Source organism: Streptomyces sp. NPDC002742 (genome assembly GCF_042888885.1).
GTDB lineage: Bacteria > Actinomycetota > Actinomycetes > Streptomycetales > Streptomycetaceae > Streptomyces.
In genome coordinates, this window is the sequence record NZ_JBIAQF010000005.1 from 244,409 (window position 1) to 257,510 (window position 13,102).

Annotated in this window: 13 protein-coding genes; 6 read left to right on the plus strand and 7 right to left on the minus strand. The window is 71.9% G+C overall.

The annotated features are described in order from the left end of the window. Window positions 1-19: 19 nt before the first annotated feature. Window positions 20-874 (minus strand): trehalose-phosphatase, encoded by an 855-nt coding sequence (otsB, locus tag ACFYW8_RS10465; RefSeq protein WP_389070291.1) that lies wholly within the window; start codon window positions 872-874, stop codon window positions 20-22. Between the two features lie 82 nt (window positions 875-956). Then, window positions 957-1,184 (minus strand): DUF3263 domain-containing protein, encoded by a 228-nt coding sequence (locus tag ACFYW8_RS10470; RefSeq protein ID WP_261701885.1) that lies wholly within the window; start codon window positions 1,182-1,184, stop codon window positions 957-959. Window positions 1,185-1,344: 160 nt separating this feature from the next. Between ACFYW8_RS10470 and ACFYW8_RS10475 the strand changes: the two genes are divergently transcribed. From ACFYW8_RS10475 to ACFYW8_RS10485, 3 genes are all read left to right on the plus strand, one after another. Beyond that, window positions 1,345-2,340: an ROK family protein gene (locus ACFYW8_RS10475; RefSeq protein ID WP_365871423.1), complete on the plus strand. Its 996-nt coding sequence runs from the start codon at window positions 1,345-1,347 to the stop codon at window positions 2,338-2,340. Window positions 2,341-2,347: 7 nt separating this feature from the next. Then, entirely contained in the window at window positions 2,348-3,532 is a 1,185-nt protein-coding gene (gene nagA / locus ACFYW8_RS10480; protein WP_365871421.1) for an N-acetylglucosamine-6-phosphate deacetylase, read from the plus strand. Between the two features lie 144 nt (window positions 3,533-3,676). After that, window positions 3,677-4,606, plus strand: coding sequence for a 1-phosphofructokinase family hexose kinase (locus tag ACFYW8_RS10485; RefSeq protein ID WP_365871419.1), 930 nt, complete (start codon window positions 3,677-3,679; stop codon window positions 4,604-4,606). Between the two features lie 169 nt (window positions 4,607-4,775). Here the strand turns inward: ACFYW8_RS10485 and ACFYW8_RS10490 are convergent, their stop codons facing one another. Together ACFYW8_RS10490 and cdgB are read right to left on the minus strand one after the other, a co-directional pair. After that, window positions 4,776-5,750: a CBM35 domain-containing protein gene (locus ACFYW8_RS10490; protein WP_389070303.1), complete on the minus strand. Its 975-nt coding sequence runs from the start codon at window positions 5,748-5,750 to the stop codon at window positions 4,776-4,778. A gap of 117 nt (window positions 5,751-5,867) precedes the next feature. After that, window positions 5,868-7,586 carry a diguanylate cyclase CdgB gene (cdgB, locus tag ACFYW8_RS10495; protein ID WP_389070308.1) on the minus strand — a complete coding sequence of 573 codons (1,719 nt, stop codon included), beginning with the start codon at window positions 7,584-7,586 and terminating at the stop codon, window positions 5,868-5,870. Between the two features lie 561 nt (window positions 7,587-8,147). Here cdgB and ACFYW8_RS10500 point away from each other — a divergent pair. Further along, window positions 8,148-8,657 carry a flavin reductase family protein gene (locus ACFYW8_RS10500; RefSeq protein ID WP_389070313.1) on the plus strand — a complete coding sequence of 170 codons (510 nt, stop codon included), beginning with the start codon at window positions 8,148-8,150 and terminating at the stop codon, window positions 8,655-8,657. A 95-nt stretch (window positions 8,658-8,752) separates the two neighbouring features. Here ACFYW8_RS10500 and arfB read toward each other — a convergent pair whose 3' ends face one another. Continuing rightward, window positions 8,753-9,181, minus strand: a complete 429-nt coding sequence (gene arfB / locus ACFYW8_RS10505; RefSeq protein WP_389070316.1) for an alternative ribosome rescue aminoacyl-tRNA hydrolase ArfB — start codon at window positions 9,179-9,181, stop codon at window positions 8,753-8,755. Between the two features lie 192 nt (window positions 9,182-9,373). On the opposite strand from arfB, the gene ACFYW8_RS10510 reads away from it, so the two are divergent. Beyond that, window positions 9,374-9,949: a TerD family protein gene (locus ACFYW8_RS10510; RefSeq protein ID WP_328451147.1), complete on the plus strand. Its 576-nt coding sequence runs from the start codon at window positions 9,374-9,376 to the stop codon at window positions 9,947-9,949. A 57-nt stretch (window positions 9,950-10,006) separates the two neighbouring features. Here the strand turns inward: ACFYW8_RS10510 and ACFYW8_RS10515 are convergent, their stop codons facing one another. Beyond that, on the minus strand, window positions 10,007-11,416 hold the full coding sequence (locus tag ACFYW8_RS10515; RefSeq protein ID WP_389070322.1) for a M1 family metallopeptidase: 1,410 nt from the start codon (window positions 11,414-11,416) through the stop codon (window positions 10,007-10,009). A gap of 253 nt (window positions 11,417-11,669) precedes the next feature. Here ACFYW8_RS10515 and ACFYW8_RS10520 point away from each other — a divergent pair, with 253 nt between their 5' ends. Next, entirely contained in the window at window positions 11,670-12,170 is a 501-nt protein-coding gene (locus ACFYW8_RS10520; protein WP_365871409.1) for a hypothetical protein, read from the plus strand. Between the two features lie 212 nt (window positions 12,171-12,382). Here ACFYW8_RS10520 and ACFYW8_RS10525 read toward each other — a convergent pair whose 3' ends face one another. Further along, window positions 12,383-13,090, minus strand: coding sequence for a pentapeptide repeat-containing protein (locus ACFYW8_RS10525; protein ID WP_365871407.1), 708 nt, complete (start codon window positions 13,088-13,090; stop codon window positions 12,383-12,385). Window positions 13,091-13,102: the final 12 nt, after the last annotated feature.

Here is a 13,102-nt window from a genome sequence, read left to right on the forward strand (position 1 = left end):
GCAGGGGACGCCGGCCGGATCAGGTGAGGTGGGCCGCCAGCGCCGCGAGGAGGCGGACGACCCCGGCGGGCCCGTCGACCACCAGGTCGGCCCGTTCGGCGAGTTCGGCGACCTCGGAGCTGCCGCTGCACACCAGGAGCCCGGGGACCCCGTCGGAGCGGAGCTTTTCGACGGCGGCGAAGGCGGGCAGGTCGCCCAGGTCGTCACCCGCGTAGAGGACCGCCTCGGCGCCGGTCTCCCGGACGTACTCCATGAGGGCGACGCCCTTGTCCACGCCCGGCGGACGCAGCTCCAGGACCATGCGGCCCGGCTCGACGATCAGGCCGTGCCGGCCTGCCAGTTCGGCCAGCGGCTCCCGGAGCGCCTCGAAGGCCGCCTGGGGGTCCTCGGCGCGGCGCGTGTGCACGGCGACCGCACGGCCCTTCTCCTCGATCCAGGTGCCCTGCCAGGCGCCGATGCGGTCGAGGAACCCGGGCAGTTCGGCGCGGACGGCGGCCACACCGGGGTGCGGGGCGGGGGCGGTGACCGTGCCGCTCACCGCGTCCCAGCGCTCGGCGCCGTAGTGGCCGAGGACGACGAGGTGCTCCAGTCCGGGGACGCCCGCGAAGCCGCCGTGCCGCACGGCCACACCGGCCGGGCGACCGGTCACCACGGCGACGGAGGCGACCTTGGGGGCGAGTGCCGCGAGGGCGGGGACCGCGCCCGGGTGCGCGCGGGCCCGGTCGGGGTCGGGGACGATGGGGGCGAGGGTTCCGTCGAAGTCGAGTGCGACGACCGTCCGGGTGGGGCGGGTGAGGATCGCTTCCAGAGCCTCGCGCCCGGCGGGGGTCACCGGGGCCGGCAAGGAGTCCTTGGATTCGGGGTGGCTGCCCATGGGTCGACCCTATCCGGGTGGGGGCGGGCGCACCCCTGACTCATGGCCGAGCGGGGGACCCGCCGGCCGGAATGCCCCGATCTCACCGCTCGTCCCGGCGCGACTCCCGCACCCGGCGCAGTCTGTTCACCGTCACCGGGTCGTGCGCCAGGGCCCTCGGGTCGTTCAGCAGCGCGTTGAGCAGCTGGTAGTAGCGGACCGGAGCGAGGCCCAGTTGCTCGCGTATGGCGCGCTCCTTGGCGCCGGGTCCGGGGAAGCCGCGGCGCTCCAGGGCGAGAATGCTCCGTTCGCGCGCGGGCAGCTCTTCCATGGACAGCACGGTAGTCCCCGGCACCGACAAGCGCCGGGGGCGGCCACCGGAACGGGGACCGGACCTGCGCCTGCCGTATCCGTCTCGGAATGCGGACATAAGGTCCACACCACGTGAGTGGACTAGACCTCTCTGGGGGTAAAGGGCGACACTGTCCCCCGTGAGACATGTCATCGCCCTCGATGTGGGCGGCACCGGGATGAAGGCCGCCCTGGTCGGGGTGGACACCGAGCCTTCCTCGGGCCGCCCCGACGTGCCGCCGCCGCGCAGCCCCGGGCACCCCGCGCTGCTGTACCAGGCCCGCCGGGCGACCGGCCGTGAGCGCGGGCCCGACGCCGTCGTCGAGGAGATCCTCGACTTCGCCGCCGAACTGCGCGCCCACGGCGAGGAGCACCTCGGCGAGAGCGCCCTGGCCGCCGGCGTCGCCGTCCCCGGCATCGTCGACGCCAAGAACGGCATCGCCGTCTACGCCGCCAACCTCGGCTGGCGCGATGTCCCGCTGCGCCGGCTGCTCGGCGACCGGCTCGGCGGCATACCCGTCGCGCTCGGGCACGACGTGCGCACCGGCGGGCTCGCGGAGGGCCGGATCGGCGCGGGGCAGGGAGCGGACCGCTTCCTCTTCGTCCCGCTGGGCACCGGCATCGCGGGCGCCATCGGCATCGACGGCGGCGTCGAGGAGGGCGCGCACGGCTTCGCGGGAGAGATCGGCCACATCGTCGTACGGCCCGGCGGGGCCCCGTGTCCCTGCGGACAGCGCGGCTGTCTGGAACGGTTCGCCTCCGCGGCGGCCGTCAGCCAGGCCTGGGCCGAGGCGTCCGGCGACCCGGAGGCGGACGCGGCGGACTGCGCCAAGGCCGTCGAGTCCGGTGACCCGAGGGCGCGGGCCGTGTGGCAGGAGGCCGTCGACGCGCTCGCCGACGGCCTGGTCACCGCGCTCACCCTCCTGGACCCGCGCACGCTGATCATCGGTGGCGGGCTCGCCGAGGCGGGGGAAACCTTGTTCACACCCCTGCGGGCCGCGGTCGAGCGACGCGTCACCTTCCAGAAGCTTCCGTCGATCGTCCCCGCGGCCCTCGGGGACACCGCCGGCTGTCTCGGTGCCGGGCTCCTCGCCCGGGACCTCCTGAACACCACTCCCACGACTCCCCGGAGGTAACCACCCGATGGCCCCTAGCAAGGTTCTCGCCGGCGCCCGGGTGGTACTGCCCACCGGGATCGTGCACGACGGCCGCGTGATCATCGACGGTCCGCGGATCGCCGACGCGGGTGACCCCTCTGCGCGACGCGCCGGAGTCCTTGGGGGAGCCCCCGCGGACACGCCCGTGACCGACCTGTCCGGCCACTGGGTGGTCCCCGGCTTCGTCGACATCCACAACCACGGCGGTGGCGGCGCCTCCTTCACCTCGGGAACGGCCGAGGAGGTCCTGCGGGGCATCCACACCCACCGGCTGCACGGCACCACGACCCTCGTCGCCTCGACCGTCACCGGTGACATGCACGGTCTCGCCGAGCGCGCCGGGATGCTCTCCGAACTGGCCGAACAGGGCGACCTCGCGGGCATCCACTTCGAGGGGCCGTTCATCTCGCCGTGCCGCAAGGGCGCGCACTCCGAGGAACTGCTGCGCGACCCGGACCCCGCGGAGGTCCGCAAGCTGATCGACGCGGCGCGCGGCCGGGCCAGCATGGTCACGCTCGCCCCCGAACTGCCGGGCGGCCTCGACTCCGTACGCCTGCTCGCCGAACACGGGGTGATCGCCGCGATCGGGCACACCGACGCGTCGTACGAGCAGACGAAGGCGGCCATCGACGCGGGCGCGACCGTGGCGACGCACCTGTTCAACGCGATGCCGGCGCTCGGACACCGCGCGCCGGGCCCCATCGCCGCCCTCCTGGAGGACGAGCGGATCACCGTCGAGCTGATCAACGACGGTACGCATCTGCACCCCGCCTCGCTGGAGCTGGCGTTCCACCACGCGGGCTCCGGTCGGGTCGCGTTCATCACCGACGCGATGGACGCGGCCGGCTTCGGCGACGGCCGCTACATGCTCGGCCCGCTGGAGGTCGAGGTCGCGGACGGCGTCGCCCGCCTGGTGGAGGGCGGTTCGATCGCGGGCTCCACCCTCACCCTCGACCGCGCCTTCCAGCGCGCCGTCACGGTCGACAGACTGCCGGTCGAGGACGTCGTGGCGGCCATCTCCGCCAACCCCGCCCGCCTGCTCGGCGCGTACGACCGGGTGGGCTCCCTGGAGCCGGGCAAGGACGCGGACCTCGTGGTTCTCGACGCCGACTTCGCGCTCAAGGGCGTGATGCGCGGCGGAGAATGGGTGGTCGATCCCCGACTGGGGTGATTCACACCTTTGTTGCTTGCGGCGGTTGGCCCGGGGGGACTGGGCCGACCGCCGTTGTGTTTGGCATGATCGAGCCTCCGGAACCACCGGCGGGCGTCCGACAGGCGCCCATGTCACAGAACTCTTCGGGGGAGGTCGGCCCAGGTGATCCTCACGGTCACACTGAACACCGCTCTCGACATCACCTATCGCGTGCGGGCGTTGCGTCCGCACAGCTCGCACCGGGTGTCCGAGGTGACCGAACGGCCGGGCGGCAAGGGCCTGAACGTGGGGCGGGTGCTCGCCGCGCTCGGCCACGAGGTGACGGTCACCGGTTTCACGGGCGGCGCGACCGGACGCACCGTGCGGGACCAACTGGCCGGGACCGCCGGGGTGGTGGACGCCCTCGTCCCGGTGGAGGGGTCGACGCGCCGCACCATAGCCGTGGTCGACACGACGACCGGTGACACGACCCAGCTCAACGAACCGGGTCCGGCGATAACCCCCGCCGAGTGGTCGGCCTTCCAGGAGACGTACGAGCATCTGCTGCGTTCCGCCTCGGCGGTGGCCCTGTGCGGCAGCCTGCCACCGGGAGTCCCGGTCGGCGCCTACGCCCAACTCGTCCGCACCGCCCGCGCCTTGGCCGTGCCGGTGCTGCTGGACACCAGTGGTGAGCCGCTGCGCCGAGGGGTCGCGGCCCGCCCCGACATCGTCAAGCCGAACGCCGACGAACTCGCCGAACTCACCGGCTCCCACGAGCCGCTCCAGGCCACCCGCAACGCCCGCAGGCGCGGCGCCCACGCGGTGGTGGCCTCCCTCGGCGCGGACGGCCTGCTCGCCCACACCCCCGAAGGCCACTGGCGCGCCACCCCACCCGTACGCGCCCACGGCAACCCGACCGGCGCGGGCGACTCGGCCGTCGCGGGCCTGTTGTCGGGCCTGGTCGAGAAGCTTCCCTGGCCGGCCCGCCTGGCCCGTGCCGTCGCCCTGTCGGCGGCGACCGTGGCGGCGCCCACGGCCGGCGAGTTCGACCGCACGCTGTACGAGAGCCTGCTCGACCGGATCACGGTGACGGCGGACACGACGGCGGCGTGACTCCGCCCCGCGAGACGTGTCCGGACCGGATCGTCCGGACTGAAGCACTTCAGCACTTCAGCACTTCAGCACTGAAGGGGAATCGCCCGGCCTCAATGACCGAGGGGCGTCACGGCAGCCTCGCTGTCGTGACGCCCCTCAGCCCCTCAGCCGGCCGCTGCCGGCCCGCCTACTTCCAGCCCTCTTCCAACCAGAGCTGGTCGAAGTTCGCGTCGCACTGGTTGCCCTGCCCGCAGGAGATCTGAATGGTGTTGGTGCCCTTGTTGAGGGTGATGTCCGCCCACGTGTTGGTCCACCCCTTCGCGTAGTCGCCCTCGGGGGCCTTGGCGAAGTTCTTCAGGTTGAGCGGGCGGTCCTGGGCCGTGCCGTTCACGGTGAGCGTGGCGTTGGCGTCCTTGCCGGGCACGCCGTAGTTGACGGACAGCGTGTACTTGCCGGCCTTGCTGATACCGCTGACGCTCCAGGTGATGGACGCGCCGACGTTGTTGAACCCCGTGACGTAGACACCGCCGTCGGCCTTGGCGCCCGGGACGTCGGACGCCGTCGTCACACCGGAACCGGTGCCCAGGTTCAGCGCCTTCGCGTCGATCTTGGGGAGCTCCACGGTGGCGCCGGGCGCCTTCGTCGTCGTCTCGCTCGGGGACGCGCTCTGGGAGGCCGACGGGGTCGAGCCCGCCTGGTCGCCACCCTTGTCGTCGTCCCCGCCGCCGGTCATGGCGACGGCGATGCCGATCACGACGGCCGCGACCACGGCGATCGCGCCGATGAGGAGGCCCTTGGTGTTGGGGCCACGGCCGCGGCCACCGCCGTCACCGTGACCGGGCATCGGCGTCCGCGCCGTCTGCGCGCCGCCGGGAACGGTCTCGGGTGCTCCGTAGTGCGTGTTCGGCTGGCCGTAGCCGCCCTGCTGCGGCACCTGGCCGTACGGGGCCGTGGGGGCGGTCTGCTGGCCGTAGGTGCCCTGAGCGGTCTGCTGGCCGTACTTGCGCTCGCCGACCGCCCGCACCCGGTTGACCGAGCCCGGGTAGCCGTAGCCGCCGCCTCCAGAGGGCGGCGTGGCTCCGTTGGCCTGACCGTCGGCGTAGAGATAGCCGAACGGGTCGTCGTCCTCGGGCGTGCTCGCGCCGTTGTTGCCGGGCGTCATCCCTTGGTCTCCTCAGCGGGTGCGGTTCTGATGCGGTACACGAATGATTGGCGAGCCTACCCGGTTTCGCTGGGCCGAACGGGGGGCATCCACCGCATCAACCTACTGACCTGTGTCTTATCCCGCACGCCTGTGCTGTTTGGGACGCGAACGTTTCTCGACGTACATCCGTTCGTCAGCGGATTTCAACACCTCGTCCGCCGTCATGCCGCAGTGCGCCCATCCGATGCCGAAACTCGCGCCCACGCGAACAGCCCGTCCATCGACCCTGATGGGAGGGATGATCGCGTTCCGCAGGCGTACGGCGAGGTCCTGCGCGTCCGCCCGGCCGAGGCCGTCGGCGAGCACCACGAACTCGTCGCCGCCGAGCCGGGCCACCGTGTCGCCGTCCCGGACCCCGTGGGTGAGACGGCGGGCGACCTCGATGAGAACCTCGTCACCCGCGTTGTGCCCGAACCGGTCGTTGATCGACTTGAAGCCGTCGAGGTCGCAGAAGAGCACCGCGAGCCCCTTGGCGCCGTCGTCCGTATCGCCCTCCGGGGCGATGGTGTGCACGTGGTGGTCGAAGGCGTCGAACGCCTCGGCGCCGGCACGGAAGTCGAAGCCGTGCCCGTTCCCGTCGTAGCCGGGGTGGCCGTTGTCGTCGTACTCGCCGGACGACACGTCCGCGAAGTCCCCGTGCCCGTACGCCGCGTCCAGCGAGGCGACCGCGCCGGGCGGCAGCGCCTGCGGGGGCCGGCAGAGGCGGGCGCCGAGCCGGGAGCGCAGCTCGGCGGAGTTGGGCAGGCCGGTGAGGGCGTCGTGCGAGGCGCGGTGCGCGAGCTGGAGCTCACGGCGTTTGCGGTCCTCTATGTCCTCGACGTGGGTGAGCAGGAAGCGGGGACCGTCGGCGGCGTCCGCGACGACGGAGTTGCGCAGATGGACCCAGACGTAGGTGCCGTCGCGGCGCCCGAGCCGCAGCTCGGCCCGGCCGCCCTCGGCGGAGGTCCGCAGCAGGGTGCCGATGTCCTCGGGGTGCACGAGGTCGGAGAAGGAGTAGCGGCGCATCGCGGAGGCGGGCCGGCCGAGGAGCCGGCACAGGGCGTCGTTGGTGCGCAGGATGCGGCCGTGCTGGTCGCCGCCCATCTCGGCGATCGCCATGCCGGAGGGGGCGTACTCGAAGGCCTGCCGGAAGGACTCCTCGCTGGCGCGCAGGGCCTGCTGTTCGCGCTCCAGACGGACCAGGGCGCGCTGCATATTCGCACGTAGACGCGCGTTGCTAATCGCGATGGCGGCCTGGAAGGCGTACATCTGCAGCGCCTCGCGGCCCCAGGCGCCCGGCCTGCGGCCGTTGCGCGGCCGGTCCACGGACAGGACGCCGATCAGCTCGCCGTGGCCGCCGCTGTTGCTGCCGCCGGAGACGCTCGGGGTGTACATCGGCGCGAAGAGGCGGTCGGAGGGGTGCCACTCGTCCTCGAAGCGGGGCGCGGGACCGTCGGTGTACCACTGCGGCACGTCGTCCTCGTCGAGGACCCAGCCCTCGGTGTGCGGTATGAACCGCAGGTCGCCCCAGGACTCGCCCATGGTCAGCCGGCGGTCCCAGGAGGCACGGGAGCCGACGCGGCCGGTGATGAGGGCTTCGGCGGCGGAGTTCCCGGCGAGAGCGGCGACGACGAGGTCGCCGTCGGGGCGTACGAGGTTGACGCAGGCCAGCTCGTAGCCGAGCCCGGTGACCACGCCGTCGGCGACGGTCTGCAGCGTGTCGGCCAGGCTGCGGGCGGTGTTCATGTCCGCCATCACCTGGTGCAGTTGCCGCAGGGTCGCAAGACGGACGTAGGGCTCCGACTCGGTCTCCATTCGCCCTCCCCTCGAGACCTCGCAGCAACTCCAGGGTTCTCTCGGCGTACTAGGTGCTCTTCGAATTCCGTGCTGACTGCTCGGCGCTTCCCGTGAGCCGCTTCACGCCGTACCGCTCGGTAGGTTCCTGCGTAACGCCCCCGCCACTGAATCACAGCGCGCTCCCCACTCGGTACACAGGGTCAACAAAATATGGCTCCTGTGACTCAAGTCACAACAGAACCTGAGCAATTGAGTGGAGTTTCTGCATTTCAGTGTGCGTTTACCGAATGCATTATTGGACGACTGTGCAGAACCTGTGCACTCTTGCGCCCACCGAATGAGTACGGACGAGAGTACGGCCGTTCCCGTCTCCGCTTCGGTCCACCCCGCCCCGGTTCCGTTCCCCGCGCCGCCTCCTGCTCCGTTCCCGGCTCCGTTTCGGGCGTCTCTCCGTCCCGGGACCTAGGTCCAGGTTCGGGCCGAGGTCCGATGCGCCGCCCCCGGAGCGGACACTAGCGTTTCGGCGTGCTCACGACTTCGCCCGCCCTTCCCGTCACCCCGTCCGTGCATGCTGAGGGGGTGAGCAACGACGAGTTCCGCGCCGCCATGACCCGGCTGGCCGCGGGTGTGGTCCTGGTGACCGCGCACGAGCCCGAGCTGGCCCCGGGCGGACCGGGCGGCGAGGACGTCGGCATGACCGCGACCGCGTTCATGTCCGTCTCCCTGGACCCGCCGCTCGTCCTGGTCAGCCTGCGCGAGGGCTCCCGGATGGACGACCTGCTCGACGAACGGCCTCTGTGGGGCGTCTCCGTGCTCTCGGAGAACCAGCGCCACATCGCGGGCCGCTTCTCCATGAAGGGCCGCATCAGCGACCGGCTCCTCTTCGAGGACATCCCGTACGTCCGCGGCGAGGCCTCCGGGGCGCTCCTGGTGGGCGGCGCCCTGGCGACCCTGGAGTGCCGCACCGAGCAGCGGATTCCGGCGGGCGACCACACCCTGGTCATCGGCCGCGTCCTGACGGCCCACGTACCGAGCGCGGACGGCGGCCCCCTCACGTACTTCAAGGGCCGCTACCGGCAACTGGGCTGAGGCGGCCGAAGCGTCCTCCTGAACGACCCGCCGGGCGACGGGCCAAGACGCGACAGCCCGGCCGCTATGACGGCCGGGCGGGAGTGGGACCGGGGTCAGCCCCAGTCGCGGCCGGTGCGACCGCGCTTGGTGTCGGAGCGCTGCTTCTTCTCGCGCAGGCGGCGTTCGTTGATGCCCCGGGGAATGCGGGTGGCGCGGCGCGGCTTGGGCGGCGGCGCGGTGGCCTCGGCGAGCAGGGAGGCCAGGCGAACTGCCGCCGTCTCGCGGTTGCGCCACTGGGAGCGGTGTTCGGAGGAGCGGACGCTGATGACCCCGTCGACGAGCCGTCCCTCCAGCTTCGCGAGGGCGCGGTCCTTCCACACGGGCGGCAGCGCCTCGGTGTTCGCGAGGTCGAAGCGGAGTTCGACCTGCGTGTCGCTGGTGTTGACGTGCTGCCCGCCCGGCCCGCCGGAGCGCGAGAAACGCCATATGAGCTCGGCCTCGGGCAGGGAGACGGAGCCGCGGATGACATAGGGACCGGACATGTGTTCATGGTCGCGTGCCCGGCCGGTCCGCGTCACCCGGTTTTCGTCGTCTCTCGGAGTGAAGAGTGGGTTCTGGGTAAAAAAGGTAAAGACAGGCGGAACCTCGGGTACCCCCCTTGGCGTTCATAGAGGTGACGGTAGCTTCGTCCCCAGTACGAAGCCCGTACGTCACGAGGGAAGGGACTCCCAACAATGGCTGTAAGCCTGTCCAAGGGTGGCAACGTCTCGCTCACCAAGGAGGCTCCGGGCCTGACCGCCGTCACCGTGGGCCTTGGCTGGGATGTCCGCACCACCACGGGCACCGAGTTCGACCTCGACGCCTCGGCCATCGCGGTCAACCCCCAGGGCAAGGTCTACTCGGACGCCCACTTCGTCTTCTTCAACAACAAGCAGACCCCGGACCAGACCATCGTCCACACCGGTGACAACCGGACGGGCGAGGGCGCCGGCGACGACGAGGCGATCAACGTCAACCTGGCGGGCCTCCCCGCCGACGTCGAGAAGATCGTCTTCCCGGTCTCCATCTACGACGCGGAGACCCGGACGCAGAACTTCGGCCAGGTCCGCAACGCCTACATCCGCATCGTGAACCAGGCCGGCGGCGCCGAGATCGCCCGCTACGACCTCTCCGAGGACGCGGCCACCGAGACCGCCATGGTCTTCGGCGAGCTCTACCGCAACGGCGCGGAGTGGAAGTTCCGCGCGGTCGGCCAGGGCTACGCCTCGGGCCTGGCGGGTATCGCGCAGGACTTCGGCGTCAGCGTCTGATCCTGAGTACCCGCTTGACGGGAGGGGCCCCGGACGCCGTCCGGGGCCCCTCCCGTCTCAGGGGTGGGCCGGCTTGCCCTTTCCGTACAGCCAGTTCTTCCAGATCCCGCTGAAATCCTTGTCCGGCGCGGCCTTCTCGACGTACGCCGTGAAATCGGCCGTGTCCGCGTTCGCGTGGCGGTGCGCGGCGGCCCAGCCCTGGACGATGTCGTAGAAGGTGTCGTCGCCGACCAGTTGGCGGATCTTCTGCAGGACCATCGCCCCCCGGTAGTAGACCGGCGGGTCGGAGATCTGCGCGGCACCGGGCGGGTCGGCGGGCGGGAAGGCCCAGACCTCGCTGCTGTCGACCGGTTCGTAATACTCGCCCTTGTAGAGGGAGTCGAAGATCTTCTCGGCCGAGTTGCCGCCGTGGTCCTCCTGCCACAGCCACTCCGCGTAAGTGGCGAAGCCCTCGTTGAGCCACATGTCCCGCCAGGACTTCGGGGTGACCGAGTCGCCGAACCACTGGTGGGCCAGTTCGTGGACCAGGGTCTTGGTGTCGGTGGCGCCGGGGAAGACGGGGCGGGTCTGGGTCTCCAGGGCGTAGCCCGCGTCGTCGGGGCGGTCCACGATCGCCCCGGTGGAGGAGAAGGGGTACGGGCCGAAGTTGTACTCCTCCCAGTCCACGACCTCGGGGATCTGCCCCAGCACCTTCTCGCTCGCCTGCTTCTGGGTCGGGTCCACCGCCACGTAGACCGGCAGTCCGTTCTTCGCCGTCGAGCGGGTGATGTCGTACCGGCCGATCGCGAGCGTCGCCACGTAGCTCGCCATCGGTTCGGCCGTGTGCCACGCGTAGGTCGTACGGCCCTTCGCGGTCGTCTCGCTCGTCAACTCGCCGTTGGAGACGGCCTGGAGGCCTTCCGGGACGGTGATGCCGATGTCGTACGCCGCCTTGTCGACGGGGTGGTGGTTGCCGGGGAACCAGGCCATCGACCCCGTGGGCTCCCCGAGCGCGAGGGCGCCGTCGGCCGTGCGCAGCCAGCCCTCCTCGGAGTTGTCGGGGTCGGTGATCGTCCTGGGGGTGCCGGAGTAGCGGACCGTCGTGCGGAACGTCTCCCCCTTGTCGAGGTCGGCGCGCGGGCGCACGGTCAGCTCCTGGCCCGCCCGGCTCCAGCGGGCGCTCCGGCCCTCGACGGTGACGTCGGAGACGTTCAGCCCCGACAGGTCGAGACGGAAGGCGCTGAGGTCCGTCAGGGCCCGCGCGGTGATCTCGGCCGTACCCTTCAGCCGCTTGTCCCCCGGGTCGTAGGAGAGGGTCAGTCCGTAGTGCGTGACGTCGTACCCGCCGTTGCCCATCTTCGGGAAGTACGGATCGCCGACACCGGCCGCGCCGGGCTTCCCGTGCACGTCGTCCCCGCCGCAGGCGGTGAGGCCCGCGACGAGCGTGAGGGCCAGGGCAAAGGGGACGGTGACGGAAGATCGGGGCACATCCGCGATCCTAAGGGCTGTCCCGCCGCCGCAGGCGGGACAGCCCTCCCCCACCGGCCGGGCACCCCCGAAACCGTCCGGAAACCGCCGCCCCGGGACGTCGGCCCGGTGGCAGCGCGGCCCCGCGTCCCCGGGCTGCCTGAGCCACTGGGCCGCACCCTCCGGAGCAGCCCTGACCGCCGGGCCCGGTACCCGTAAGCGGCCGGAAACCGCCGGGCGGGAAGGGGCACCCCCGACGTGACACCATCACCTCGTGCTCGACATCGGCTACGCCCTCTCCAACCGCTTCCCTGACCCCCCGCAGACCGACTACCGCCGCGCGGACGTCCACGCGCTGCGGCACGACCTGTTCTGCGGCGACGTCTACCTCGCCGACACCAAGACGGACCGCGAGGTGGCCACGGGCTGGGGCTGGGTGCCGGTGCTCGACTTCGCGTGGGCGCTGTGCGACATCGTGGAGCAGCTCGACCGCGACCCTCTCGGCAGCCGGGCCTCCCGCCCCCAGCGGGCGGAACTGGACTTCACCGAGTCGACCGACCGCATGCTCTTCGAGCGCCGCTTCGGCTGGGTGGACATCGAGGCCGACTGGATGCCGGGCGACGAGGAGCCGCTGACCTTCTCCCACACCGAGCTCCGCCGCGAGGCCCGTGACTTCCTGCACGACCTGCTCGCGGACCTCACCGACCTGCACGACGACCTCGCCGAGAACCCGGCGATCTGGACGCTGCAGGCCCGCTTCCCGCGCGTCTCCTAGAGCCGGGCAGCCGTTTGGGTCGGCCGCCGGTGGGCGACCGCCCCGGTCCCTTCGCCCGTGAAGGACGGTGAACCGCCGGGGGCACGGTCCGTTGTGCTGCGCATAGAACCCGCGCCCCTGAGCCCGTGCGCCCCTGAGCCCGTGCGCCCCTGAGCCCGCGCCTCTGAGCCCGCGCGTCCGTCGGGCCGGCCCGACGAGCCCTAGCCCTAGCCCTAGCCCTCCACCCTGACGCCGAGCGCCGCCGCCAGCACCGGCGCCAGGTCCAGGAGCTGGGCCGGGCTGATGACCGCGCCCGCGAGCCGGTCCACGCCCCGCGCGATGTCCAGCTCCGCCGCCGCGCGCAGGTCCACGTCCACGAGGGTGGCCTCGGTGAGGTCCGCCCCCTTCAGGGCGCAGTCCACGAACTCCACCCGCTCCAGGCGGGCGCCCCCGAAGTCCGGCTCTACCAGGACACAGCTCTCGAAGACGACGTCCTTCAGTCTTGCCCTGCGCAGATTCAGATAGTCGATCTTCCCACCGCGCACGACCACCCGCTCCAGGACCGAGCCGTGCAGCTGCACTCCGCCGAGGCGGGCGTCGATCAGCTCGACGTCACGCAGCGTCGACTCGGCGAGATCGGTGCCCACGCCCCGTATGCCCGTCAGGACCGAGTCCAGCACGCGCGCGTGGTGCAGCCGCGTCTCGTCCAGCGCGCAGCCCGTCAGCGCGCAGTCCATGAAGCGGGCTCCCCCGCCGTCCTGTCCGGCGAAGTCCGCGTCCCGGAAATCCAGTCCGTCGTAGTCGCCGTCCGGCTCCAGCTCCGCGCCGTCGTGCGGCTCCAGGACGGGCAGCCGCACCTCCGGCCGACGCGCCGCCCTCGGCCCCGTCCCCGACGCCTTCGCGCCCGCGCCGCCGCGCCCGCCCGCCGCTCTCCTCGCCATGCCCCCATCCTG